A 24,935-nucleotide genomic window follows, 5' to 3' on the forward strand; every position below is an offset into this window, starting at 1 on the left:
AAGGTATTGCAAGCGGTTGAGTCAGAAGTCCTGAGGTGGGATCGGCTTCTGTTCGTTAGTCTTTAGGAAGTCGTTCGTTAGAAAAAACGAATCGATGCGACTAAAGGTCCTGGGCAGGCTTTTGAAAGATAATGGTTTGATCGTGACTGGCCAGGTAGTCGGCCTCGCTGATGAGTTTCTTGTCATGCATCAGCTTCAGGATCTGCCGCAAATGCTGGTCCCATTTTTTGGAAATTTCACCGCGACGCCAGGCAGGGTAGTGGCGTCTGGGACTATAGATGATGGAGGCGAGATACACACTTTCCAGTTGGTTTAACTCGGTCACGGCCTTGTCGAAAAAGTGCCGTGCGGCATTGCCAACGCCGAAGATCCCCGGTCCGAATTCGATCACATTCAAATAGATTTCCAGGATCCGCTCTTTGCCTAACGTGCGCTCGACATAGTCCGTGAGAAAGAGTTCCTGGACCTTGCGCGACAGGGTTTTTTCATGACTGAGGAGGACGTTCTTGACCATCTGCATGGTGATCGTCGAGCCACCCATGGCAAAGCGGTTTTCCATAAGATTAAGACCAATGGCCAGAGACAGGGACTCAGCGACATAACCACTGTGCTGGAAGTACGAGATATCTTCCGTGGCTAAAAAGGCGCCGATAAGGGCATCGGAAAACTGAGCAAATGGAACATAGTTCGGGTTTTCCGGTCCAACGAGAAAGGTTTGATTTTCTCCGATCAGGAGCCGGGTCGTATGTTCAAAGCTGCCTTGCAAATGCTCCGGACTCAGGTGAGCGGGAGCCTCTTTGAATTGGCAATCCCGGAAACCCCGATAACCGGACAACCGCGTCTTTTCAAGGTTGGCATAATCGATCTCGAGATGAAACTGAGCCGCATAGTTTCCGTCCAGCTGAAAGCCTTGCAGATCGGGTATGAACTGTTTGGGAAGGGCATCGAGGAGCGTCTGGCAGGGAACGCTGGGAATGGTCAGGACCAGAGCCAGGCGCGGCACCTGACTGATTTGGTGGACGGTTCCTGATAGAACGCCGGACAGGCCTCGGGAATTCACTTTGAGTTCATCAATGATCAGCTGATCCTGAGCCGGATCATGCCGAACGTTCAGTACGAGGTCAGCATCAATACTATCAAGAGGTATCCTGGCGATCCGGGGCTGGAACAAACGCAGGCCCCTTCCCTTCAGATCACCCTGAAGGTTGATGCCGAAAGCCTGGCGGGTCAGTTGCAGGGTGCCTGAAACCTGACCTTGATCCATGCCGCCGGTAAAATTGAGTTTGACGCCTTTGTTCTCTTCGATCATCTCCAGGGAGGCCACGATCCCGGTGAGAGCGGGATAGCCCTCCGCACCCAGGCCAACCCGGGCAATGGTCAGTTGATCGATCGGCATGAATCCCCGAAACAGGACCTTTCCATCAGCCTTGACGTTGACGTCGGTCAGGAGGATTTCGGGGCTTTTCTCCGGCGCGGCCCGACGCACGGAAATTTGATCAATGTGAACTCCGCCCCAGCCCAGGGCAATCCGTCCCAGCCCAAAGCTCAGCTGTTCTATTGTGGCAAGTTTAGCCGCGAGTGCCGTTTCAAGATATTCTTCCAGCGCGCGCTTCACAAAGGAGAAGCTTCCTCCCAATAGAACCAGCCCACAGCCGAGGCTGAGGATAATGATCTTCCAGGTTCGGCCTGAATCGTTTGCCATGATAGTCCTGCCGCATGCTTCGTTTTTAAAAGGAGGCTGTTCGCCATATTTCGCGAATGTTCTGTCTCTGTCTGCTTTGCTCCCATGATATCACTGGGAAAAAACCAGCTCTGAAATGGTGTCTCTTTTGCAAAGGCCTTGTTGCATTTTGCCATGAACGGTGGTCGTGGGCAAACCTCGGCTATTTTCGTGGGATTTCAAAGGAGCCCGAGCGATGACAGAGACAGGAAGTCAGCGGAAAGTTCATACCATACTCGGCGCTGGAGGGGCCATCGGCCACAGCCTTTGGAAGGAGTTGAAGGCTACCGATCACCGTGTGCGAAGGGTTCACCCCAGCCCGGAGGCAGGACCGGACAGCCGGAGCGCCGACCTTGCCCGACGGGATGAGGCCATCGCCGCCATCGAAGGGTCCGATGTGGTTTATCTGCTCCTGGATCTGCAGTATGACACGCACGTTTGGGAGGATCAATGGCCGTCCATCATGCGTCACGTAATCGAGGGCTGCAAACGTCATGGGGCCAGGCTCATCTTCTTTGATAACGTTTGCATGTATGGCCAGGTCCGGGGGCCGATGACCGAGGACACACCCTATAATCCCTGCAGTAAGAAGGGGGAGATTCGCGCCCGCATCGCCACCGAGCTTTTACAGGAGGTGCAGTCCGGGCATCTGCAGGCCCTCATCGCGCGCTCGGCCGACTTTTACGGTCCGCATGCGGTCAACGGCATACCGAATACGCTGGTGTTCGATCAGCTGATCCGATCCGGCAAGGCTCTTTGCCTGGCGGATGATCAGACGAAGCACTCCTATGCGTATACCCGCGACGCGAGCCGCGGCCTGATTCTCCTGGCTCAGGAGGAGGACGTATGGAACCAGGTCTGGCACCTGCCGACGGCCACCGAACCTTATACGGGCCGGGCCTTTATTGAGGAGGCCGCTCGTGAACTGGGGCTGAAGCCGAAGTCTTTTATTCTCAGGCGATGGATGACCCGGGTCGGCGGCGCCATGAACCCGCTGATTCGCGAAATTGAGGAGATGATCTATCAGCACGAGATCGATTACATAGTTGATTCCACCAAGATCTGCCAGCGATTTAACATCACACCCACACCCTACAGGGTGGGTATTCAGGAAACAGCCCAGGCGTTACTCGCGCGAAGATCCTGAGGTGAGGCAGGCCAGAATTTGCTGGACGGCCTGCCTCGGTTGTTTGGCAATGGCGATGACATCAAGCTCGGCAGCCAGCGACGGATGCAGTTCGCTGTTTGAGCTCAGAAAGACCGGGGCGCGATACCCTTGCGAGCGCAGCCAACGGATGCTCATCAGACCATCGGCTTCACGTTCATTTTCGAAATGTCGATCCATGATCACAAAATCCATTTGCTGCATGAGGAATTGATTCTGCTGCAGACTGGATTCAAACGCACTCGGATTATCAAACGCCTCGAGGAGTTTAAAGTTTGAATTCAAGGACCACTGATAGCGCAGAAGGGGGCTGTCCTCCACCAGGACAAATTTTCTGGGCACAGTCGAGGCTTCCGTTGATGGCGGCTCCTGGTCGAGCAAGGAGCGGAGCATATCGAGCAGGACCACCCGGGACATGGGCTTGGCGGCAAAGCAGTCCGCTCCCGCCTGATGGGCCTCTTCATGACATTCAAGGGTATCCCGATGGGAATGGATGCAAATCGTTGCCTTGCAGCCTTCCGCTCGCATCTGACGAACAGCCGAAAGACCATCGAGCTGATGGATGCCAAAATTTATATCCATGATGATCAGATCAGGATGAAAGGACGGCCAGTGACTGAGGGCTTCCGTGGCGCTGGCGTGAAGCTGCACAACCAGTTTCCCGGTCAGATCACGGGATTTGACCAACTGCTTATGGAGAACCTTTCGATAAATGGCCTCATCATCGGCAATCAAAACATGAAACCGGCGTTTCATGCGCTGGCCTAGGCTGCGTTCCAATTCCAGCTCCGCGTCCAGCTCCGGAGGATCCGGCCGGTTCACGGGTGAGAAATACTCCTTAATGTCCTCGATCGTTCGAGGCAGGATACGTGACGTCTCTTCCACCCGATCCGGTGCCGCCTTCAGCGTGAAAAAGAACTCCGTGCCTTTTTCCAGGCTCGACTCGCACCAGATCTCTCCGCCGTGAGCGATGATGATTTTCTTCGCGATGGCAAGGCCCAGGCCGGTTCCCTTGTTCTTTCCATGCGTATAGAAGGCATCAAAGAGCGATGCTTTCTGTTCCTCGGGAATATAACTGCCGCTGTTGCCAATCACAAATTCAATGCAGACATCCCGTTCCCGGGTCTTGAACCAAAGACGTCCCGGGGTTTGCATGGCTTCCAAGGCATTCTTGATGATGTTCGTCACAACCCTTGAGACTTTCAGGCTATCGATCAGGACCCTGTGCCTATGCTGGAAGTCATAGTCAAAGCACAGGGGGCGATCCGGTGAATGACGAAACATATCGAGCAGGGCGCTGGTGATGAGAGATTCAGGATCCGTGGCTTCCGACTGCATTCGGCTCTTGCCGCCTACCTCCATGACATCAGCAATCATGTCATTGACTTTAAAGAGAGAGCGTTCAATCTCGGGGCTGTATTCGTTCACATAGGACATCACTTCAGAATAACTGGTCGCCTGCCGCAGCTGGTCCAGCAAACTCTGCGTCAGGGAAAAGGGCTGGCGGACATCATGAGCGAGCATCTGCGTGGTTTGAGCGATGGTTATCATGGTGGAAACACCGGCCATGCGATCATTCATGATGCGTATCTGCCGTTGCGACTTCTCCAGGCTTGCAATGTAGGGGCTTAAATCAGCCAGGATATTTTTGATGAATCGCGCCCGATCGGGCGGCAGACCCTTGAAAACCAGATAGTGGCCGTCGACCTTGAGGATGGGGTCTGATGTATAGACGGTCGGCAATTCCCTGAGTGTATAGATCTGGGTCCACGAAAAGTGTGACGCCAGGATATCACGAAGATTATCCTTGAACATTTCCGGATGCGAGACAAAATTCTTGATTTCCAGGATGAGGCGCGTGAGGAAATAATTCACGTGCGGCCCCGACAGATGCTGGTTCTTGATGCAAATAATGTCCAGCTTATAGGGTTCCTCACGCATCATGGCTGCCCGCTTGATCTTCTGGTCCAAGCGCTGCCAGGAATGGAAGCGGGACATGATACGGTACTGAATCGCCTGTTCGATGCTTTCCAAAGCGTCGTCATAAAGCCTGAGGTGCAGCTGGATCAGAGCGGCAATGCGGAAGAACTGGGAATTGATGGCAGGATCCTTGCCCTGGGCGTGATGCGCTTTCAAAGTCTCGTGAAAGTCATCCGCGATCACGTGCGCATAGCCTCTTAAAACCACAGGCAGGAAAGCGATGATCTGGGAGATGGGCTCGTAGCGAAGGAGTTTCTTCTCCTGATGGAGTTTCTTAAAGAGACTTGAGAAAATCTCCGTGCGAACGATATCACCCGAGTAGGAATAGGCATAGAGACAGGACACCTGAAATATCGTGTGATAATACGGATCGGGCGGCAGCAGCGGAATGATACGTTCCGCCAGACTCGGCACGACATCGAGCCGATTGTTGACAAAGTTCGTATAAGGATATGCCGCCAGGATGATATTTTCAGAAAACCTGGGAATCGGTCGGTTCCTCACCCGGTTGCGCATCGTGAGAGTAAAGATAAGCTTGGCCAGATGGTGTCCGATCCAGCCATGACCTGAGATGCTCAAAAGATGCCCGAGCAGAAACAATCCGGTCCAAAACGCTTTGCTAAAAGGGTAGAACAGCGAAATCCAGGTCATGCAAATCAGGGCGCGATAGGCGCGTCGATGGTCGATCCAGAAGTAATGTGAAAACAGCGCATAATTCAGAATAAGATTGGCGAAGCTGGTCGCTGCAAACGACGGCTGCGGCGAAGGCAGCCCAAGGCCGATCTTCACACCGAGCAGCATCCGATCCGCCTGAATAATATCCTGAAATTTCGAAGGCAATGACCCGGTATCCATCTTCTCAGCCCAATGAAAGGCTTCACGGAGCTGTCCGCTCCAGGATAATTTCCAGAAGTCCTTGATTTCCTGCGGCAGGGGCAGTTGCGCGAGGGCTTCCTGGTCCTGATCGACAAAGATTCGCAGAAATCTCGAAAAAAATCCCTTGCCAGGCATCAGGTACCTCAGGCCAATATGGATTGAATGGCTTGAATCAAAGCATCGCGTTCTTCCAAATAGGGCAGGTGCTCACAGTCTTCGATCTCGATGAGACGGCTGTTCGGATAGTACTGCTGCAGGAGGAGTGAGTTCCTGTGAGGCATCAGCCGATCATTCGTGCCCGAGATGATCGTAACAGGCAAGGGGCAGCCGTCCGGAAACAGCTTCTCAGCTGCGAAACTGCGGAAAGCTTTCATTTGACCTGCAAAAGTACGACGCGGCGTGGGTTTTTGCATCTGCCGTTCATGGATCACGCCCAGGGCTTCCTTATGCTTTTCCACCCGGGCTTCTGAGAGGCAAAGGCCCCACATGTGCAGCGCCATTTCCCATGGTGTTGTGCCCTTGGGGCTCTCCAGGTTGCTTAGGAAATCCTTGTCAGGAGCGGCATAAAGGGATCCTCCGGCTGTGGTGGATAACAGGATCAAAGACTGCACCTGTTCCGGATAAACAGCGGCATACTGCTGCGCGATACAGCCACCTAGGCTATACCCCAACACATGGAATCGCTGCAAACCAAGTTCCTGAACGACCTCGTGAACATCATCGGCCATGGCGGCGATTGTGATATCTTCAATCTGTTCCGGATGAAAGCTATAGCCTGTGCCACGGTTATCGAGAAGGACCAGATCAAACGTTTTATGAAGGTCGTCCAGGAAATCCTCGGTCCAGGACGCGATGCTTCCGGAGTAACCCATGATCAGGACAAGAACGGGTTGCCCGGGCTGCTCGCTGGTCCACTGCTGGTAATGAATCCCTTTGGCTTTGCCACTTCTTTTGACCTGCATAATGATGCTCCTTGATGTTTGACCGTATAGCCCTGATCGAGCAGAGCCAGGCTCAGGCGATCCCCCAGGGCCTTGTCCTGAACGCCGGAAAGTATGCAGTAAACCAGACTTCCCAGGGTGTAAAGCGTTATCGTGAGGGAACTGAAAGGGACGGCGGTTGGAAACATGTAAAGATCCTGCGCCAGTTCACAGAGTTGAGGAAGCGGCATGGCAAGATGGGGCAACCGGCCGACGCTCGTCACGACTGGCAGCCGGGGCATGTCCTCGGGTGCGGATGGTTCCCCTAGAGCTTTCCGGGTGGCAACGTCGAGATAGCGTTTCCAAATCTGTTTCGGCAAGGCCTGCAGTTTTTGAAGCTGACGTTCACTCAAATCCAGCGTGACGAAGTTGTTGCCGAAGCCCAACTCATAAGGAATGGAGTCATCGATTGTTTTGGCCAGCCGCAGGGCCTGGCCGGGTTCCAGTCGCAGATGTCGCAGGAAATGCTGCAAAAAAGTGCAGGATGGCGGCAGATCCAGAGCGGACAGCGGCCTGGTGAAAACATGAAAGTCTTCATGCCAGGCGTCAGGCAGTGGCGGAGGGGACGTCTCATGTGAATTGGGGAGGGAAAGGCTGGCTTCCACCTGCAGCAGACCCCGCTGAGCATCCACAAGATAATGCGGGAGGTCGACGCATAAGGCCTTGCCTTCATCGTAGCTATGCACACGAATGCTGTGGATCATGTCATCCACGGAACAGTTCCAGCCCTGGTGCCGAATATAGGTCTGCAGAGCGTCCCGATGCTGTTCCACACTCAGGCGAAGGCTGCGCTCCGTTAATTTCCCTCTGTGCAGGGCATGAGGTCGGATAATATACCGACAATGCGACCGAAGACCATGCCGGAAAAAAAACTGATTGGTACCGTTAAGAATGAGCTGCATGGTAATCCTGGAATGCTGCCCTCAGCAGCTGTTTGAATTGCTGCATCCAGCTGCGTTCACAGGATGTGCGATAAAGGTCCAGCCCGATAGGGTTGACCGGCTCATCGCATCCCAGGTGGTGGCGCAACTGCTCGACTATGTCGTCTTCCTGAAAAACCGCATGCACCTCACGCACAGTTTGAAACAGACTGGAGCGGGACGCGGTATGTTGCTCATCACGCAGGCAGGCGGCAAGCGTGGGACCAAACGCCAAATGCCGTTGTTCGTCGATGACGACCGCGTGATCCAGTTCCTGAATCGCAGTGTCCTGGCAAACCAGACCCCTGTAAACCAAAGCGCCCATGGCAAACGACTCAAGACAGACGTGCAGCATGGATATCAGCGCAAAGGGCGAAGGGCTCGCGTCCACCATTTCGCCGAGTCTTTGATAGTAACGAGGGGGCGCCAGCCGTCGGAATTCAGGATCGAGGGTTCGCACCATCTGCCAATAGAGGCGCTCGTGTCTTTTCTCATCCACCAGCTGGCTGTCGATTATGCGCTTGACCGGCGCATAATCGAACATGGAACGCAATTTTTCGAGAGCCGGTTGAATGATGGTCTCACCCCATGCTGTTTGAGCCAGGAGCAGCGCCATTTCCTTTTTTTCCCTGGGACTCCGGTTTGAATGGGCCCCATCGCTTATCAGCAAGGAGTGAGTCAGGATCATGCGAAGGCAGCCTCCAGATCGTGCTGATAGTTCCGGTTGGGAAGGTTCAACATCAGCAGGGTGAAGTCCTTGAACATGGACCATTTTTGATGCCTATGGCCGAAGCAGTTGACATAAAGGGATTGACCTTTATAGCCCTCGCGCCAGGGCGTCGAAACCAAAGCCGGAGTCCCCGAGGCTGTCATGTTATGAAGAGCGGTTCGGTAGCCTTTGGCAAAGGCGGCATCGAAGTATGGCTGCTCGCAGGTCGGTGAGCCATAGAAGGCTGGTACCCGACACACAGCCAGGAGCAGATCGCGCACGGAATGATCGTCGGATAGAATCTCGCGTGCATTCGCAACTCCATCCTGGTTCCTGATACCGATATAAGGCACAAAGTTTCGAGGTAGGGACGACAGTTTGCGGTTCAGAAACTCTTCGGCAAAGATCGACCGGAGCACATTGTCGAGGACCTGGGGAGGGAAAGCGCTCCGGCGCTTCAGAGCCATATTGCCAAAGGCTTGAACCGGGGAAAGAAGGTGCCGATGATGACAGCGACGGAAGATGCGATCGAAAGAAGGGTAGAAGTTCTCAATGGGCATCTGCAGGGCCTTCTGGTGAACCGCCTGGAAGCCGAAATAAGCGAAGGCGCCGCCTGAGAATCCATGAACGGCTTTCATACGCTGCAAGCGATCCATCCCGAGGGCTCGCAAAAACAGATAGTGCCGGGTCGCGCTGGGTCCCGTGCTGTCGAGGATCAGGATGGAATCCTCCGGACGATGCCGTTGAAAAAATGTTCGGATTTGCTGTTCAAAACCTGCAATCAGTTTTTCCCGAGTATCCAGGTGCTTTTTTTGTCCCATCTCATGTGTTTCCTATGTTTTTAATTCCTGGAGTTCCTTTTCCAGGAAACGGAGTATCATTTCGAGCTCCTCCCGGATCATGGACTTCTCTTCATCGCTGTATGATTCTGAAACTTGAAGCATTTCTGCGATGTTGTTCAGAGATAGAGCGGCATTCAAATAGTTATGAACTTTACGCATCGGATCAATCCATCAAATCAGATATTTTTTTCTCTTTAAGTCGATATTGCTTCGTGAAATCCCCAGGGCTTTGCAGGCATCGGCGATCGTCGTATGGCGCTGCAAAGCTGTGGAGATGGCCACTTTTTCAACCGCAGCCACCAGATGCTCCAGGGGGTGGTCCTCACGCTGGCAGGCGCGCAGCAGACCGATCGCTTCATCCACCGCGGACAGGGCTTCTGAATTCCCGTCTTCACCAGGCGGATGCATGGTCTTATAGATAGGAATTCGGTCGGCCTGGAGCGGTTCGTTGTTCATGCTCGCCATGATGACGAAAACCTGCAGAACCTTATAGAGCTGCCGAATATTGCCCTGCCAATGGAATTTTTTGCAGAGAGCGGTCAATTTTTGCGATTCGATCGGTGACAGGCTTACGGGTTTGTCCTGCCTTGCAAAGAACAGTTGAATGAAATCCTCCATCTCATCCTTGCGTTCACGCAGAGGCGGCAGATTGATTTCCAGTCCGATGAGCCGCATGCGCAAATCGATGAGGAAGGACCCATTTTCAACTTCCTGATCCAAATTCCTGGTGCTGGCAATGAGGATCTGAAAGCTTGACTTCAGCTCCTTGGTATCGCCCACACGCTGGTAACTGCCGTTATTGAGAACGCGCAGCAGCATCTCCTGGGCTGTGCCTGAGAGGCGGTGGATTTCGTCGAGAAACAGGATGCCGCCATCGGCCTGCCCAATGGCGCCTACGGAATTTTCCAGAGCACCGGTAAACGCCCCTTTTTTGTGGCCGAACAGCGTCGAGAGCAGCAGCTCACCCTGAAGGTTCGCACAGTTGAGCGAAATAAACGGCGTATTCTGCCGAGCCGAACGGCGCCGATGGATGAGTCTGGCGATCTCTTCCTTGCCCGTTCCCGTCTCGCCATAGATGCAGACGACCAGTTCCGGATTGTTGGCGACGAGTTCGACAAAACGTAGGTTTTCCTCGGAAATCACGATGCCGTCAGGATATTTTCTCCGCATCGCTTCCTGAGCTGGCGTCAGGTTTTGTGGCCAGGCAGCAGGGAGGGGCATCGACTGCGGTTCCAAAGCACGCTTGACATGAATGGCCAGCTCATCCGCGGTTTTGATGGGCTTGCGAATCATCTGTTCGGCGCCGCGTTTCCGCGCTTCGATGGCAATGTCTACTCTGGGATCCAAAGACATGGCGACGATAGGCAGTCGGGGGGCTTCCTCGCGGGCCTGGGTAATGAGGCTCAAACCTGTAGGATTGTTCTCGTCCGCTCCGAGATACAGATCAGTGAGAATCAGGTCGACATGCTGCTGACTCACAATCGCCATCGCATCGCTTAAGCTTCTTGCACCCAAAGCCTCAAACTGGAATTCGTGCAAAAAACGCAGATACTTTTCCAGTTCAGACCCTAGATCCTCTACCACCAGAATTACCGGTTTACGTCGCGTCATCAGCTTGCCTTGGTACCTGAAAAAAACCGTTCCATGCTCGGGCGCACAGGTGTTGCAAGATAGGAGCCATGGATCTCATCCATCTTCAAGGCCACCAGCAGCGACCTGGCAAATCAAGTGCGGGTCGTGAACACGAAAACCATGTCTTCAGTCCTGGACAAGTGTCCAGCGTTCCGCACAGAATCGGCCAGGCGCAGACCATAACGCCTTCCCCCCTTCATCAAAGGGTGGAGAACCGGGCCCAGCCTGGGGTAAAATAGCCATAGGCGGCTGAAAGCCGCAGCGGCGCCCCCATCCGTGAAGACGCCAGGCTGGCTGAAAGCGCAAGATCCTTCCAGCCTTCTGCCAGGCATTACGTTTATAAGGGAACAGACGAGGACAAAGCCTTGCGCCCTAAGGCAAAAGCTCCTTGTCACCTCAGGCGAATCGTAGTACGAAATTTACAAAGTCTGAGTAAAGCAGACCCAAGGCCACGCTCGCATTCAGGATGTTCAGTTTGCTTAATATAGCCTGGAGACATTGTGAATATCTATCCAACCCTCAAGGAAATCAGGGGTTTGGCGCAGCGTGGGTTTCCGCTGATACCGGTCGGGATCGAAATTCCAGCGGATACACTCACGCCCGTCAATGCCTTCTTGCGCCTGCGCGCAAGCGGGTCCACCCACACCTTTCTGCTCGAAAGTGCCGATGGTGGCGAAGAAGTTGGTCGCTACTCCTATCTTGGCATTGATCCCTTTGCTTCCTTGATCAGCAAAGACGGACAGCTCACCTTTCACAATTTCATCACGAACCAGAAGGAAACCCAGGAGACGAGTTTCGCTGCGGTTGGAGCCTATCTGGAACGCTATAAGACGCCAAAGCACCCTGGATTTCCCCCTTTTGTCGGGGGCGCGATCGGATATTTTGGCTACGATTGTGTGCGCTATCTGGAACGTCTGCCCGCGACCGAGTCCGGCAACGCTCCGAACGAGCTGAACTTTATGTTTTTTGGTACAACCCTGGCATTCGATCGCCTGCGGCATCGTCTTTATATTGTGACCCTGATACCCGGTGATGAGTCGGGTTTGGAGTCTGCCGTCCCTGCAGCCGAACAGCGGCTCATGGAAATTAAGAAGCGCCTGCTGACGGCTGCGGGACCGGATGAAATTCTGGACGTTTCGCTGTCGGATCTCGCTCAGATCGAGCCGGTCGCTGCGGAAACGATGCTGGGACAGGAACGCTATATTGAAGCCGTGGGCACCATCAAGGAACATATCCGCCGCGGTGATATCTTTCAATGCGTGCTGTCGGATCGTTTCCGTTTCCCGGTGAAAGCGGATTCCTTTACGATCTATCGCATCCTGCGGATGATCAACCCCTCGCCTTATCTTTATTATCTGGGCTTTGGAGATGAAATTCTGCTCGGCTCGTCGCCTGAGATGCTGATGCGGGCGACGGGATCCACCGTGGAAACCTGCCCCATCGCTGGCACAAGGCCGCGGGGCAAGGACGCCGAGGAGGATCGCAGGATGGAACGCGATCTCCTGGCCAGTGTCAAGGAGCGCGCGGAGCATCTGATGCTGGTGGACCTCGGGCGCAATGATATCGGACGAGTGGCGAAACCGGGCACGGTGGATGTGAAAAGCTTCATGCATGTCGAACGCTATTCGCACGTTATGCACATCGTGAGTCTGGTGGCAGGCCAGTTGAAATCAGGCACATCCAGCTGGGAAGCGTTTGGAGCCTGTTTTCCCGCAGGAACGCTCACAGGCGCTCCGAAAATTCGGGCGATGGAAATCATCGCCGGTTTGGAAGGAAAGGCCCGCGGTCCCTATGGAGGCGCCGTGGTTTGCAAGGATTTCGCCGGTGATCTGAACTCCTGCATTACGATTCGCAGTCTTTTTCTGCGTGATGGCTACGGTTATGCTCAGGCAGGCGCCGGTGTCGTGGCGGATTCCAAGCCGATCAAGGAATACGAGGAAGTGCTGAACAAGGCCAAGGCCGTGCGGACTGCGGTGGCGGTCGCTGAGAAAGTGCAGGAGGGCCGCGGATGATACTCCTGATCGATAACTACGATTCCTTTACCTATAACATCTATCAGTATCTGGGTTGCCTTGGTGCCAGGGTGAAGGTCGTGCGCAATGATGCGATCGCGGTCAAGGATGTGGCCCGTCTGAAACCGGAGGCCATCGTTCTGTCCCCGGGTCCCGGCACACCGGATGAATCCGGTATCACGCTCGAAACCATCACCACCTATGCCGGAAAAATTCCCATACTCGGCGTCTGCCTGGGTCATCAATCGATCGGCCAGGCTTTTGGCGGCAAGGTCATCCGTGCCGGCAAGCTCATGCATGGCAAGACCTCGATGATTCAGCATGCGAACAAGGGTGTTTTCAAAGGTCTGCCGAATCCCCTGGAAGTGACCCGCTATCATTCCCTGATCGTGGAGCGCAAGTCGCTGCCCGATTGCCTGGAAATCACGGCGACCACGGATGATGGTATGATCATGGGGCTCAGACATAAACGTTATCTCGTGGAAGGCGTGCAGTTTCATCCCGAATCCTATGTGACCCAAAAGGGAATGGATATGCTGCAAAACTTTCTCGATCTGGCTGCCAAGCGAGGAACCAAACTGTGAAAGCCTATTTGCAAAAGCTCTTCAAATCCCAGGATCTCACCCGCGAGGAGGCTGCGGCTGCCACCTCCCTGATCATGCAGGGCGCAGTCAGCGTCGAGGAAACCGCAGGTTTTCTAGGGGCGCTCGCCGGCAAGGGGGAAACGGTCGACGAAATCGTCGGCTGTGTCAGCAGCATGCGCGCGCATGCCGTGGCCCTGCAGCCGAGACGTCCGGATTTGATTGATGTCTGCGGCACAGGCGGCGACGGAGCGGAAACCTTCAACATCTCCACCTGCAATGCCCTGGTTCTGGCTGCCGCCGGTCTTGGTGTTTGCAAGCATGGCAACCGCGCCGTTTCCAGTCGCTGCGGGAGCGCCGATGTGCTGGAAGCTCTCGGCGTGGCCATCGACCTTCAGCCCGATCGAGCGGCTGCGGCCATCGATGCCTGCGGTTTCGCGTTTCTCTTTGCTCCGCATTATCACCCCGCAATGAAATATGTGGGCCCGGTGCGGCGGGCTTTGGGTGTGCGGACGGTTTTCAATCTGCTGGGTCCTCTGGCCAATCCAGCGCCCGTGAAGCATCAGGTGGTGGGCGTCTTCGATCCCGATCTGGTACCCATGATGGCCGCGGCTCTGCAAAAACTGGGAGCGGAATCGGCCCTGGTCGTATGCGGTGACGGCGGTCTGGATGAATTGAGCCTTTCCGGTCCGAGCCGCGTGTCGCAGCTCAAGGATGGACGGATCGAACATTTCACTCTCAGTCCCGAGGATTTTGGTGTCGCCCGCGCTCCGCTCGAAACCTTGAAAGGCGGTGACAAGGAAGCCAACGCACGGATCATCGAAGCGATCCTGCATGGGGAGCGCAGCCCCCGGCGTGATATCGTGGTCATGAACGCCGGAGCGGCTCTGGTGGTCAGCGGACGGGCCAGTTCCTGGCGCGAAGGAGCGGACCAGATCGCGGTGGTCATCGACAGTGGACGCGCCTTTCAAACTCTGGAAAAAATACGAGCGTTTGTATGAGTGAACAGGATAAAACAGCCAGCAGTGTTTTGCATAAAATAGGAAGGACTGTCGCGGAACGTGTGAAACGGGATCGCGCTCAGGAAAGCGAGCAGGATCTGCTGGCCCGTATCGCAGCCTCCGGATGGAAGCCGAAGGATTTTCGGGCGCTCTTTGATCGACGCGGATTCAATGTGATCGCGGAAATCAAACTGGCCAGTCCTTCACGCGGCGATATTGCTCCAGGTCTTCAGCCTTTGGATGTGGCCCGAGCCTATCTCGAGAATGGCGCCGCCGCCCTTTCCATACTCACGGAACCCCTGTTTTTCAAAGGCGATATCAAATATCTGAAAGCCATCCGCGCGGCTTATCCGGAAGCCTATCTTTTGCAAAAGGATTTTATCATTGATCCCTATCAACTGTATCAGGCCAAGGCCGCAGGAGCGGACGCCATCCTTATCATCGTGGCCTTGCTCGGTGAGCAGGGCTCCGCTGAAATCCTGCGCACGGCACGGCAGCTGGGCTTGACCGCGCTGGTGGAAGTGCATAATGCCGAGGAAATGGCCATCGCCACGCGCATCGGTGCCGATCTGGTGGGCATTAATAATCGCAATCTCAAGGATCTCAGCATTTCCCTTGATGTGTCCCTGCAGCTGCGGCCCATGGCTCCGGCGGGTGCGCGTCTGATTTGTGAAAGCGGCATCGAAACTCACGAGGATATGCACCGCCTGCACGCGGAAGGCTTTCACGGCTTTCTGGTGGGAACGAGCCTCATGCGGACCGGTCGTCCTGGTGATGCCCTGGCGAGGCTCATACGTCATGCGCATTAAAATCTGCGGCATCACACGAACAGAAGACGCGCGTCTGGCCCTGCAACTCGGAGCCTGGGCTCTCGGTTTTATCTTCCATGAGAAAAGCCCACGTTACATCACGGCCGCAGCTGTGCGGCGGATTCTGGACGATCTCGCTGCGGAAGGTCTGGTCCCTGAGCGCAAGGTCGGCGTCTTTGTGAATGCCACCACCGATCATATTCACAACACGTTGGCAATTTCAGGACTCGATACGGTGCAGCTCCACGGAGATGAAACGCCCGCGTTCTGTCAGAGCCTGAGCGGCACACGACTGTGGAAGGCCTTCCGCCTGCGCAGCTCCGATCAGCTTTTGGAACTGCCAGCTTTCGAACCCACTATCGAGGCCTTTCTGTTTGATGCTGCGGTTGCAGGACAGTACGGTGGCACCGGTCATACAACGGACTGGTCCCTCGTCGCCAGCATTCAAAGTTCCCGGCCTTTGATTCTGTCCGGTGGTCTTCATCCCGAAAACCTGCAGGCAGCCGCTGCAGCCGTCCCGGCCTTTGCCTTTGACCTTTCGTCAGGGGTCGAAGTCTCGCCGGGTATCAAAAACGCCGATAAACTACGCAAACTTTTTCAGCTAAGGAATCCCCATGGCTCAAAACCCTGATGCACGCGGTTACTACGGCCGTTATGGTGGGCGCTATGTTCCGGAGACCCTCTATCGTCCCGTGATGGAACTGGAGGAGGCGTATCAACGCTTTTCCCAGGACCCTGCGTTTCAAGCGGAATTGAAACATCTCCTGCATACCTATGTCGGGCGCCCCACACCTCTGACCTTTGCCCGTCGGCTGACCGGGCATCTGGGTGGAGCGCAGATTTATTTGAAACGCGAGGACCTGACTCATACCGGAGCCCATAAAATTAACAATGCCTTGGGTCAGGTGCTTCTGGCCCAGCGCATGGGCAAGACGCGCATCATCGCGGAAACCGGAGCGGGTCAGCACGGGGTGGCGACTGCGACAGCTGCTGCACTTTTGGGCCTGGAATGTCAGGTGTATATGGGCAGCGTGGATATGGCCCGTCAGGCTCTGAACGTGCGCCGCATGCGTTTGCTCGGGGCCACGGTGGTGCCGGTGGAAAGCGGAGCCAAAACCTTGAAGGATGCCGTGAATGAAGCGATGCGTGATTGGGTGACCAACGTGCGCACCACATTCTACAGTCTCGGTTCCGCTCTTGGACCGCATCCTTATCCGCAAATGGTGCGGGATTTTCACAAGGTCATCGGTGAAGAGGCCCGCGCCCAAATTCTGGAAGCGGCCGGCCGTCTGCCGGATGAACTCGTGGCCTGCGTGGGCGGTGGCAGTAATGCGATCGGACTTTTTCACCCTTTCCTGCAGGATACGGCGGTGAAAATGACCGGTGTGGAAGCGGGTGGGCATGGCATTGTGCTCGGACAGCATGCGGCGCGTTTTGCAGGCGGCCAGCTGGGTGTTTTGCATGGAGCCCTTACCTGGCTTTTGCAAAATGATGACGGTCAGGTCCAGGATACGCACAGCATTTCCGCTGGTCTGGATTATCCAGCCGTGGGACCGGAGCATGCCCTTCTGCATGAAACGGGACGCGCGCAGTATACCTATGCCACCGATCAGGAGGCGCTCGAGGCCTTCCGTCTTCTGTCCCGCTTGGAAGGTATCATACCCGCGCTGGAAAGTTCCCATGCGATAGCCTACGTCCTGAAGCAGGCCCCGACCCTGGCCAAGGATAAAATTCTTCTGGTGAATCTCTCGGGTCGTGGTGACAAGGATTTGGAAGGAGGCGTCGGATGAGTCGTTTGCAGAAGGTGATTCGGGAGCGTCAGCAGGAAGGCAGGAAAACTTTCGTGGCCTATATCACGGCCGGTGATCCCAATCTTGCGGAAACCATGACCCTCGCTCAGGCGCTGGCGACATCGGGAGTGGATATCATCGAACTCGGTGTGCCGTTTTCCGATCCTTTGGCCGATGGTCCCACGAATCAAAGAGCAGCCGAACGCGCGCTGGCCTCGGGGACGAGTCTGCAGAAAATTTTGGATGAGGTGGCCGTCTTCCGCAAAGGAAACGATCAAACACCCCTCGTGATCTTTTCCTATCTGAATCCCATCTATCGCATGGGCTTTGAGAATTTTGCAAACAAAGCCCGGGCTGCAGGCGCTGATGGCGTTTTAATTGTCGACTTTCCACCCGAGGAAGCCGACGCCTACCGTCGCATGATGCAGGCCGCCGGCCTTGATACCGTGTTTCTGGCTTCGCCCACCAGCGATGAAAAGCGCCTGCAGCATGTGGATGAACAGTCCTCAGGTTTTGTCTATTATGTCTCCCGCACGGGCGTGACCGGCATGCAGTCACAGCTGTCCCAGAGCCTTGATCAGGAGATGAGCCTCGTCAAACGCCTTGTGAAAAAACCGGTGATGGTCGGCTTCGGCATTTCCAATCCCGAGCAGGCCGTCGCAGCCGCCCGATTGGGTGACGGCATTATCATCGGCAGTGCCATCGTCAAGCTCATTGAGGAAGGGGCCGACGCCAGCACCCGCCTCAAAGGTGTGCGTGCGTTTGCAAGCAGCATCCGTGCGGCTCTGGATCAGAATTTTCGTTCCTGAATGGCGGCGGTTCAGCTGATCGCCTTGAGCTCCTCACGAGCCAGGGCGTCGCCGCCTTCTGAACGCAGCAGCAGCTGAATCATCAGACCCAGGCGAAACTCCAGCTTTTCGCGACTCAGCGGATCGCCTTCCAGAGCATGCCAGGCTTTCCAGGGAGTGGTTTTGATTTCAAAGGTGTCATGACAGGAAGCCAGTACAGGTCCCGCATCCCGGAACATAGATTTCCTCCGCCAACAGTATTGTTGCGAGGATTTGCGATGAAACAAAAAAAGCCAAACCCAAGGTTTGGCATATTTGCGCATCGTTTCGGCACTTTAGCAGAGAAAGCTGCAATCGGCCACAAATCCTTGTTGAGTCAAACGATAAGACTCCCGCCAGGCGTTTGCAAGATCTATTTTTCGTAAACCCACCGATCGGTACCTGACATATTTTTCTGCAGGCGGGTTTGAATGTAGAGGTCCCCCGTGACCACACCGTTGGCGAGGACATAATGATCCCGCAGATCGTCCCCGGCTTCCAGCTCCAGGTTCCAGACCACGGGTGCCTTGCCCTCGACCGGGGCGCTCGCAATTTTTTGAATCACACCCAGGGTTCCCTTTTCCGTCCGCACGCGATCCCCTTCCTGCAATTCAAAAGCGGCTTTTGGACCCTGCTGGGTTGGGAAGGGATGGGTTCCGGTGACACGCACGGTCTTGCCTTCAATCTGAATATCCAGCATGGGAACCTTCTCCGGTCCACGCGTCATGCGGGTGATGGCCTGTGCCCGACGGGTGATGGGATTCCAAACCAGGTCGCGCTCGGTAAGTTCGGTGATGCGCTTTTGCGTTTTGCCGTCACCCAGCGTGATCATGGTTTCCTCGGCAAAGCAGCCACAGGCTCCCCGCACGAAGAGAAACTTGCGCTTGCAGCTCGGCACTGTGTAATAAACGTATTCCAGTGACTGCCAGCCCACGCTGCCCAGTTCATCAAAGTTGGTGGGCAGCCGACCGTTTTTCGCCAGAAATTGTTCAGCCGGATTACGGATATTTTCACAGAATTTGACACTTTTGATTTTGAGCTGGCTGTTGCGCATCACCAGCTGATGGTCACGTGCGTAGTCTCCATACTTTCGATCCTGAATGTCGGCGATGGCCGCTGTCTTATAGGTGTCCCCCTCATAATAGGGGCATTCGTCCTTGCAGGCGGCCTTGAATTCGGCGTCGGACAGATCCCTGCCCTGGTCCCAGTCACTGGCGAGCGTGAACGAATGCGAAACTTCATGAAGCGGGGCTTCGGACACTGTGCCTTTCGCATTGTAGAGCACAGCGCGAATCGTGTATTGACCGTTAGCCGGCGTCATCGAGCAGGTGGCAGGATCCCCATCAAAACCCACGAACTGATAGCGTGTGGTTCCCACCACCTCGTTGCGCGCCAGGACATTGGTCGCGCGGTGATTGGTGGGCTCGCCGGTGTCCTTGTTGAAGACACTGAGTTCGATCGGATCATTATTCACATAAATCACCGCTTTATAGACCACTCCCGAGCCGATGACCCGCAGATCATATTCACCGATGCCGATGTTGCTGAAATCAGTCGACCAGAGATTGGTTCCAGCGGGACTGATTTGCAGAATGGGATTGTAGGGCTGCGGCACCGGCACTGGAATGCGCGCCTTGCTCGTCAGGCTGCTGCTCTGACCCTTGTCCGTTTTGTTGGTTTTGACCTCAACATCGACAGATTCCACATAATCATAGTCCATGGATCGCTTGAAGTTGGCCTTCAGAATGCGGACATAACCGTCCTGTTGTTTCAGAGCCGTCTGACTTTTGGAGCCGGCGAAAACATTTTCAAGCGCAGGACCGGCCACATCTCCGGTATCGACGAGGCTCATCCTGATCCAGCCATTGTCCTTCAAGGCCACGTCATCGGTTGGAATTCTGGGATTCTTCGTCATCTGACGCCAATCCGCCAGCCAGTAGTTTTGGGGGAACAGCGCCGGAAGGTATTCGTTGTCCACCTTGCCGTTATTCAGAAGTGCTTTGAACTGAGCCACCGCATTCATGTTGGAAAGCGAAGCGGCATCCTGAGTGGCCTTCACCCGGGCATGCTGCACCGAGTCATTCACCTTGCGCTGATTGGCCATCACATAAATGCTGGTCAGTGCCAGAGCCGCCAGCGCGACCAAAGTCGTGACGCCAGCCGAGCCCTGTTCACCAGGTTGGGTATGAAATGCCATTGGTCCCCTCCAAGCCCTGATTGCATTTTTCCTGCGGACAGTGTCGGAAAAATGCCGGAAAGGATGATGGGGGGGACCCTTACCTTAGGGAATGAAAGCAGGGAACGCGCTTAGCCCTTGTCGGCACAGTCACTTTCCAGGCGCGGCATGCCGTTGTCGAACCATTTGAGAAAAATTCGCTGTTCGATGGGATCCAAAGGCCTGGTCAGTCGATTGGTTTCGATGCGGATTTTGGCAGCTTCGGCGACAGCCACCCAGCCTTCATAGGTAAGAAATTTGATGCCGTTGAAGGCGATCTTATCGTTGTGACAACTGTCGCAACGCAACTCGGAAAGGTCACGAATCCAGAGCTCATAGCTGGGAATACTGAGGCTATCGCAGGTGATTTCGGGTTCTTCTTTTACCGGCTCCTTGGTCACCGGCTCCTGGGTGACGGGCTGCTGCTCTGCGGTTTGAGCGGTTTCCGTCACCGCTTCCTCTGTCGCGCTTTCGGATTCCTTCTGGCAGGCTACCCCTGCGAGAACAAAAATCAAAAGTCCAGGCATCAGCCGTTGCATGGTCAAACCCCAAAAAATGTGTGGTATTTACGGCGTGCAATTTAAGTGCCTGAAATTGGTAAGGTATAAGGCCTTGAGATGACTCAGGAGGCTCGACCGTGCCTGTGACGAAAGGCGCGCCAAGGGATTGACAGCGTGGGAAATCCTACAGCCAGATTAAGGCTCCGCTGACCAGCATGCTGAGCAGGGCCAGAGCGGTAAAGAGTGCGGCCATGCTCAGACGCAGGGTCTGTTCCATGCGCTGCTGCTGATTGCCTCCGAGAGCTTGCATAACGGTTTGCTGACGCCGCACTTCCTGACCCAGAACCTTGAATGAGTATAGAAAACTCAAGCTACTCAAAAGAGCTATTATCATAGTGTAGGAAGGCATGGCCGGTCTCCTCATACGGTGGACCTCTTCCATCAGATTCGGCGCCTTTGATTCAAGCTCAATGGTCCGTGGCAAGCCTTGAGAAAGTATCCCGCATCCAGGGTCCTTTTCGTGCGTGATGCATTCTTACCAGCGATAATGAAGGCCCGCGAAAATCAGGTTTTCCGTGAAACTCCGGGTGCTGTCAGCGCTTTGCCTCATCTCGCGTTCGATGGCGAGGGACGGCAGCAAACGATGCCAGTACAGGGAGGTGAGCGCTATGCGCAGATGAAGGCCGGTGACGGGTGAGCGGGAGCCCTGGAAACTGTCCTGATGCAATGATCCTGAAGCGTTCAGCTGCAGATCATAAGGAAATTCCTTCTGATAGTGACCACGAACCATCAGACGATTGCGGTCATCCTCTTCCGATCCAGCATAACGATAGTCCCAGTTTTGCCAAAGGACATCCAGAGAACCTGCCCGCACGCGCAAGGTATTGCGCCGCACGCTGCGATCCCCGGTGCCGATTCTTTCCCCACTCAAAGGATCAAGCGAGCGCTCCACAGTCGGCGCAAAATCCAAATTCTGTTCCTGAGTCCAACTGAATTCGGGAGACCATAGCCACGCATGATTCTGCCAGCTCAATTCGTAACCAAACCGATCCAGCCCTCCTGAACCTTGCTGCAGCCTCGAAACATAAGGCTTGAACCTCAGGCTCTGCATGCGGAGGGGAAGAGCCAGCCCGGGTTCCCATCTTTGCAGATCCGCAAGACCGATGTGCTGATACAGGGTGACGTGAAGCGTAGGCTCGAGCTGCACACTAAAGTCATCGCTGCGTTCGATTAAATACGGCAGCGTTTGCGAGGCCTGCAGGAGCCAGCTGGATCGATGTCCGATGGCGGCCGGAGCGGCCTCATCAGACGGCAGATGCAGGACATTGTCGGACCAGCCCAAAGCAAGCTGAGCCTCATAGCGCCAGGGTTTCTTTTGATCGAGATGCCTTTGCCATTCCTTATAGGACTCCTGCAGCTGTTCGTCGCTCTGCGTTTCGGGCCAGCGTTCCCAAAGATCAAGCGCCGCTCGCCAGCGTCCGCGGGCCTGTTCATTGCTGGCCAGCAGATAAAGCTCCTCGAGAGGGATGACGGCATGACGGAAATCCTGCGGTGGATTCACCGCGCGACGCGCCTTGCTGCGCAAACGGGCCCGCAGGTATTCCTGCTTTGTGATGTCCGCCCAGAGACTGCTGGCATCAATTCCGGCCTGCTTTTTATCGGCCAGCTCAATCTGATGGAGACGATAAAGACAAACCGCTTGCAGAGCCTGAAACTCCAGATCCGTCTCAAACGTTTTCAGAATTTCATGGGCTTCCTCCCAGCGCCCGGCCTCAAGACGGCGATACAGCGTTTCCTTGTTGGCAGCATCCTCTCCGTTCCAAAGTTTGAGCCAGGTTCTGCGCAGATCCAGCAACGCCGTGGTCAAGGGGTTGTCCTTGTCCACGCTTTCCGCAAGCTGTGGTGAAGTACGAAGTAAAGTGGATTGCCAGGTTTCCGATCGCGGCAGACTGATCTGAAAATGAAAGAGTTCATCCGCTTCCAGACGCAGTTCCTGACCCGCAAAAACATCGAATTCATAGGGAGCCTGCACCGGGCGCCGGACCTGAGTTTCCTCCCAGGTCTGAAGCAATCCAGAAGGGCGTGTGGTTTGCAGAGGCCGTGTCGCCCCGAGGCGCATCAGCAGACGGCCGCGTATGGGATGGACGATAAGAGTTTCCCTGTCGTATTTAAGATAAAGATCGCTGCCAGGATGTAGCTCCAGTTCGAGGTTCTGCCAGGCATTCCGCGGATTCGCAGGCTTGAGGCTGAAGGGAAGGGAATGCTGATGCGTTGTGATGCGCACGAGGCCACGATCACCTGTCAGACTCAATTGCCAGTGGTCCGGTTCCGGGCGCGCGCTGATCGAAGTTTGAGGATGCAGAATAATCAGTGCATCGTCGGCGTGTCGGATCGCAAGATAACTCTGACTCGGGCTATAGATTCGCGCATACTCCTGCAGCTCCAGGGTCCCTTCTTCGAGGGCCTCGGCCTGGCGCCGGCTGCGATGCAGAAAGCCTTTCTTATTGAGCGAGGTCACCTGCAAGGGCGGCCGTGCGGCCTTCGGTGCCTCCACAAAGGGTGGAGGAAGAATGGGCTGCAGAAACCCCTCCGAATCCTCGGGCCCCCAATAATCGCGCGCAGGGACCCACGCCCCGGCCGCAAACAGCGTCGAGGGGAAGAGAGCCAGGACAAACAGCCAGCAAATCATGGCATTCCCATCCAAGGGTATCCGTTGACCTAACTGTATCGGTGAAAAGTTCGGGACGGTTGCGAGGCAAGATTTGCCGCGTGGAATGGGGAAGAAGAGGGGAAAAAGGATTCCCTCCACCCGCGGGCAAAGGGAATCGAGGCGACACCTTACTTGCGTATGGATGCGAAGAGGATATTGCCGCTCCGCTCCAGTTGCAGAAAGACCTTATTGCTGGACTTGAAGACTTCCATCAGATCCTTCACGGATTTCAATGGAGTCTGATTGGCTTTCAAGAGAACGTCTCCGGGACGTATGCCTGAGGCACGAGCTTTCGAACTGGGATCCACATCAAGCACAAGGAGACCCGAGTTGCTGTCGATGCCGAACTGGTCGATGTACTGCGCATGCTTCTGTTTGTTCAGTGGCTCCAGTTTGAGACCGGCCTGGAAATCAGCGGGTTCCGCCTTCCCACCAGGGCCTGGCGCATTGTGATCGGGCCTATCGCGCCGTGCCACGAGATTATCCTGTTCATAATCGCCCAGAGTCACCGTTGCCGAGTGAAGCTTGCCGTTGCGATAGTAGGATAATGGAACCTTGGCCTGAGGAGGCGAAAGACCGATCACATTCGAAAGTTCCTGACCGGAATGCACGGGACGACCGTTCACTTCCACGATCACGTCGCCGGATTCCAGACCCGCCTTGGCCGCTGGTGTTCCCTTTTCCACGCGCGACACGAGGGCCCCACGGGTTCCTTTGGGAAGATTCAAACCGCTCAGCAGTTCCTCATCGAGTTCCTGAGCAGAGAGCTGCACACCGAGGTAACCACGAGCCACCCGGCCCTTGTTGACAAGCTGCTCGGCGATGCTGCGCACGAGGTTGGAAGGCACCGCAAAACCGATACCGGCCGAGGCTCCCGAGCGTGAGAAGATCGCTGTGTTCATGCCGATCACGAGGCCTTCCATGTTGATCAGAGGACCTCCGCTGTTCCCGGGGTTGATGGCCGCATCCGTTTGAATGAAGTTGCCAAGGCTGGTGATATTGAGGTTCCCGCGACTGGTGGCCGACACCGCGCCAAAGGACTGACTGAATTCCAGACCAAAGGGAGCACCCAGCGCGATCACAAATTCACCGACGCGCACGTTATCGGAGTTGCCGATGGAAAGCTGAGCCAGACCATCGCGTTTGAACTTCGCATCTGTAATCTGCACCATGGCCACGTCAGTGTTTTTATCACCGCCGAGCACCTTGCCGGTATAGGTTCCCCCATTGGCCAGCTTGAGCGAAATTTCATCAGCGCCTTCGATCACATGATTATTGGTAATGATATAGCCCTTGGCCAGATCCACGATGAAACCCGAGCCCACGCCTGCCTGTTGCTTTTGTCTCTGTTCAGGCGCATTGGGTTGCTGTTGCCGGAAGCGTGGACCAAAGAAGAAGTCGAAAGGATCCAGTTCGTAGTACGGGTGACCTTTGACAATCTTGGAGATTGAAATCAGAACCACGCCCTTGGCGGCTTCCTGGGACAGTTCGGCAACCCCGGCCGAGATCTGCTGCAGGGCGCGCACGTTATCCGAGTAACTGTTCCGGTCGGGAGTGGGGAATTGATAGGGCGCTGCAAAGAGCGTTGCGCTGAAGACGGCGGCACTGAGAAATGTCAGGCTGATCTTCGGGGATAACATATATCTGATGAACCTCTCTCGAAATG

Annotated in this window: 22 protein-coding genes; 8 read left to right on the top strand and 14 right to left on the bottom strand. The window is 55.2% G+C overall.

Features of this window, described 5'->3' with window-relative positions:
• Positions 1–100 precede the first annotated feature (100 nt).
• Positions 101–1,702: a biosynthetic peptidoglycan transglycosylase gene (locus tag OLTU_RS04840; RefSeq protein ID WP_141731626.1), complete on the bottom strand. Its 1,602-nt coding sequence runs from the start codon at positions 1,700–1,702 to the stop codon at positions 101–103.
• A gap of 214 nt (positions 1,703–1,916) precedes the next feature.
• Here OLTU_RS04840 and OLTU_RS04845 point away from each other — a divergent pair, with 214 nt between their 5' ends.
• Complete coding sequence (locus tag OLTU_RS04845) at positions 1,917–2,867, top strand: NAD-dependent epimerase/dehydratase family protein (RefSeq protein WP_141731627.1); 951 nt, start codon at positions 1,917–1,919, stop codon at positions 2,865–2,867.
• On the opposite strand, the gene OLTU_RS04850 is transcribed toward OLTU_RS04845, so the two are convergent.
• From OLTU_RS04850 to OLTU_RS04875, 7 genes are all read right to left on the bottom strand, one after another.
• The gene (locus tag OLTU_RS04850) at positions 2,847–5,876 is read right to left on the bottom strand and encodes an ATP-binding response regulator (RefSeq protein WP_141731628.1); all 3,030 of its coding nucleotides are present in this window, start codon (positions 5,874–5,876) and stop codon (positions 2,847–2,849) included. The genes OLTU_RS04845 and OLTU_RS04850 overlap by 21 nt on opposite strands.
• A gap of 8 nt (positions 5,877–5,884) precedes the next feature.
• A complete protein-coding gene (locus OLTU_RS04855; protein ID WP_141731629.1) occupies positions 5,885–6,703 on the bottom strand; it encodes an alpha/beta fold hydrolase in 819 nt (272 codons plus the stop codon).
• Positions 6,616–7,623, bottom strand: a complete 1,008-nt coding sequence (locus tag OLTU_RS04860) for a hypothetical protein (protein WP_141731630.1) — start codon at positions 7,621–7,623, stop codon at positions 6,616–6,618. Before OLTU_RS04860 ends, OLTU_RS04855 begins: the two co-directional genes overlap by 88 nt.
• A complete protein-coding gene (locus OLTU_RS04865; protein ID WP_218109842.1) occupies positions 7,607–8,257 on the bottom strand; it encodes a hypothetical protein in 651 nt (216 codons plus the stop codon). Before OLTU_RS04865 ends, OLTU_RS04860 begins: the two co-directional genes overlap by 17 nt.
• Positions 8,258–8,325: 68 nt before the next feature.
• Positions 8,326–9,171 carry a hypothetical protein gene (locus OLTU_RS04870; protein WP_141731632.1) on the bottom strand — a complete coding sequence of 282 codons (846 nt, stop codon included), beginning with the start codon at positions 9,169–9,171 and terminating at the stop codon, positions 8,326–8,328.
• Between the two features lie 12 nt (positions 9,172–9,183).
• Complete coding sequence (locus tag OLTU_RS31770) at positions 9,184–9,351, bottom strand: hypothetical protein (RefSeq protein WP_176736335.1); 168 nt, start codon at positions 9,349–9,351, stop codon at positions 9,184–9,186.
• Between the two features lie 12 nt (positions 9,352–9,363).
• On the bottom strand, positions 9,364–10,803 hold the full coding sequence (locus tag OLTU_RS04875; protein WP_141731633.1) for a sigma-54-dependent transcriptional regulator: 1,440 nt from the start codon (positions 10,801–10,803) through the stop codon (positions 9,364–9,366).
• A gap of 521 nt (positions 10,804–11,324) precedes the next feature.
• Here OLTU_RS04875 and OLTU_RS04880 point away from each other — a divergent pair.
• Genes OLTU_RS04880 through trpA form a run of 7 tightly spaced genes read left to right on the top strand, consistent with a single transcriptional unit; the run spans position 11,325 to position 17,826 of the window.
• A complete protein-coding gene (locus OLTU_RS04880; RefSeq protein WP_218109843.1) occupies positions 11,325–12,836 on the top strand; it encodes an anthranilate synthase component I family protein in 1,512 nt (503 codons plus the stop codon).
• The gene (locus OLTU_RS04885; RefSeq protein ID WP_141731634.1) at positions 12,833–13,420 is read left to right on the top strand and encodes an anthranilate synthase component II; all 588 of its coding nucleotides are present in this window, start codon (positions 12,833–12,835) and stop codon (positions 13,418–13,420) included. The genes OLTU_RS04880 and OLTU_RS04885 overlap by 4 nt, the downstream gene beginning before the upstream one ends.
• On the top strand, positions 13,417–14,418 hold the full coding sequence (trpD, locus tag OLTU_RS04890) for an anthranilate phosphoribosyltransferase (RefSeq protein WP_141731635.1): 1,002 nt from the start codon (positions 13,417–13,419) through the stop codon (positions 14,416–14,418). Before OLTU_RS04885 ends, trpD begins: the two co-directional genes overlap by 4 nt.
• A complete protein-coding gene (gene trpC, locus OLTU_RS04895) occupies positions 14,415–15,227 on the top strand; it encodes an indole-3-glycerol phosphate synthase TrpC (protein ID WP_141731636.1) in 813 nt (270 codons plus the stop codon). Before trpD ends, trpC begins: the two co-directional genes overlap by 4 nt.
• Positions 15,217–15,858: a phosphoribosylanthranilate isomerase gene (locus OLTU_RS04900; RefSeq protein ID WP_176736336.1), complete on the top strand. Its 642-nt coding sequence runs from the start codon at positions 15,217–15,219 to the stop codon at positions 15,856–15,858. The genes trpC and OLTU_RS04900 overlap by 11 nt, the downstream gene beginning before the upstream one ends.
• Positions 15,842–17,017 carry a tryptophan synthase subunit beta gene (trpB, locus tag OLTU_RS04905; RefSeq protein ID WP_141731638.1) on the top strand — a complete coding sequence of 392 codons (1,176 nt, stop codon included), beginning with the start codon at positions 15,842–15,844 and terminating at the stop codon, positions 17,015–17,017. Before OLTU_RS04900 ends, trpB begins: the two co-directional genes overlap by 17 nt.
• Positions 17,014–17,826, top strand: coding sequence for a tryptophan synthase subunit alpha (gene trpA / locus OLTU_RS04910; RefSeq protein WP_141731639.1), 813 nt, complete (start codon positions 17,014–17,016; stop codon positions 17,824–17,826). Before trpB ends, trpA begins: the two co-directional genes overlap by 4 nt.
• An 11-nt stretch (positions 17,827–17,837) precedes the next feature.
• On the opposite strand, the gene OLTU_RS04915 is transcribed toward trpA, so the two are convergent.
• The 6 genes from OLTU_RS04915 to OLTU_RS04940 all read right to left on the bottom strand — a co-directional run bounded on the left by OLTU_RS04915 (position 17,838) and on the right by OLTU_RS04940 (position 24,909).
• Complete coding sequence (locus OLTU_RS04915) at positions 17,838–18,044, bottom strand: hypothetical protein (RefSeq protein ID WP_141731640.1); 207 nt, start codon at positions 18,042–18,044, stop codon at positions 17,838–17,840.
• A 173-nt stretch (positions 18,045–18,217) separates the two neighbouring features.
• A complete protein-coding gene (locus OLTU_RS04920) occupies positions 18,218–20,041 on the bottom strand; it encodes a Hint domain-containing protein (protein WP_141731641.1) in 1,824 nt (607 codons plus the stop codon).
• Positions 20,042–20,151: 110 nt separating this feature from the next.
• Complete coding sequence (locus tag OLTU_RS04925; protein ID WP_141731642.1) at positions 20,152–20,598, bottom strand: hypothetical protein; 447 nt, start codon at positions 20,596–20,598, stop codon at positions 20,152–20,154.
• Between the two features lie 145 nt (positions 20,599–20,743).
• Positions 20,744–20,929, bottom strand: coding sequence for a hypothetical protein (locus OLTU_RS04930; protein WP_218109844.1), 186 nt, complete (start codon positions 20,927–20,929; stop codon positions 20,744–20,746).
• A gap of 165 nt (positions 20,930–21,094) precedes the next feature.
• Entirely contained in the window at positions 21,095–23,248 is a 2,154-nt protein-coding gene (locus OLTU_RS04935; RefSeq protein WP_141731644.1) for an autotransporter outer membrane beta-barrel domain-containing protein, read from the bottom strand.
• A gap of 149 nt (positions 23,249–23,397) precedes the next feature.
• Positions 23,398–24,909 carry a Do family serine endopeptidase gene (locus OLTU_RS04940; RefSeq protein WP_176736337.1) on the bottom strand — a complete coding sequence of 504 codons (1,512 nt, stop codon included), beginning with the start codon at positions 24,907–24,909 and terminating at the stop codon, positions 23,398–23,400.
• Between the last annotated feature and the right edge of the window lie 26 nt (positions 24,910–24,935).

Source organism: Oligoflexus tunisiensis (genome assembly GCF_001748245.1).
GTDB lineage: Bacteria > Bdellovibrionota_B > Oligoflexia > Oligoflexales > Oligoflexaceae > Oligoflexus > Oligoflexus tunisiensis.

What these genes read in the sequence shown, in the direction of transcription:
- OLTU_RS04875 (WP_141731633.1), bottom strand. Translation starts at nt 10,803, where the DNA reads ATGACGCGACGTAAACCGGTAATTCTGGTGGTAGAGGATCTAGGGTCT.
- OLTU_RS31770 (WP_176736335.1), bottom strand. Translation starts at nt 9,351, where the DNA reads ATGCGTAAAGTTCATAACTATTTGAATGCCGCTCTATCTCTGAACAAC.
- trpC (WP_141731636.1), top strand. Translation starts at nt 14,415, where the DNA reads ATGAGTGAACAGGATAAAACAGCCAGCAGTGTTTTGCATAAAATAGGA.
- trpB (WP_141731638.1), top strand. Translation starts at nt 15,842, where the DNA reads ATGGCTCAAAACCCTGATGCACGCGGTTACTACGGCCGTTATGGTGGG.
- OLTU_RS04845 (WP_141731627.1), top strand. Translation starts at nt 1,917, where the DNA reads ATGACAGAGACAGGAAGTCAGCGGAAAGTTCATACCATACTCGGCGCT.
- OLTU_RS04860 (WP_141731630.1), bottom strand. Translation starts at nt 7,623, where the DNA reads ATGCAGCTCATTCTTAACGGTACCAATCAGTTTTTTTTCCGGCATGGT.
- OLTU_RS04855 (WP_141731629.1), bottom strand. Translation starts at nt 6,703, where the DNA reads ATGCAGGTCAAAAGAAGTGGCAAAGCCAAAGGGATTCATTACCAGCAG.
- OLTU_RS04935 (WP_141731644.1), bottom strand. Translation starts at nt 23,248, where the DNA reads ATGATTTGCTGGCTGTTTGTCCTGGCTCTCTTCCCCTCGACGCTGTTT.
- OLTU_RS04925 (WP_141731642.1), bottom strand. Translation starts at nt 20,598, where the DNA reads ATGCAACGGCTGATGCCTGGACTTTTGATTTTTGTTCTCGCAGGGGTA.
- trpA (WP_141731639.1), top strand. Translation starts at nt 17,014, where the DNA reads ATGAGTCGTTTGCAGAAGGTGATTCGGGAGCGTCAGCAGGAAGGCAGG.
- OLTU_RS04870 (WP_141731632.1), bottom strand. Translation starts at nt 9,171, where the DNA reads ATGGGACAAAAAAAGCACCTGGATACTCGGGAAAAACTGATTGCAGGT.
- OLTU_RS04920 (WP_141731641.1), bottom strand. Translation starts at nt 20,041, where the DNA reads ATGGCATTTCATACCCAACCTGGTGAACAGGGCTCGGCTGGCGTCACG.
- OLTU_RS04915 (WP_141731640.1), bottom strand. Translation starts at nt 18,044, where the DNA reads ATGTTCCGGGATGCGGGACCTGTACTGGCTTCCTGTCATGACACCTTT.
- OLTU_RS04865 (WP_218109842.1), bottom strand. Translation starts at nt 8,257, where the DNA reads ATGGCGCTGCTCCTGGCTCAAACAGCATGGGGTGAGACCATCATTCAA.
- OLTU_RS04940 (WP_176736337.1), bottom strand. Translation starts at nt 24,909, where the DNA reads ATGTTATCCCCGAAGATCAGCCTGACATTTCTCAGTGCCGCCGTCTTC.
- OLTU_RS04850 (WP_141731628.1), bottom strand. Translation starts at nt 5,876, where the DNA reads ATGCCTGGCAAGGGATTTTTTTCGAGATTTCTGCGAATCTTTGTCGAT.
- OLTU_RS04840 (WP_141731626.1), bottom strand. Translation starts at nt 1,702, where the DNA reads ATGGCAAACGATTCAGGCCGAACCTGGAAGATCATTATCCTCAGCCTC.
- OLTU_RS04885 (WP_141731634.1), top strand. Translation starts at nt 12,833, where the DNA reads ATGATACTCCTGATCGATAACTACGATTCCTTTACCTATAACATCTAT.
- OLTU_RS04900 (WP_176736336.1), top strand. Translation starts at nt 15,217, where the DNA reads ATGCGCATTAAAATCTGCGGCATCACACGAACAGAAGACGCGCGTCTG.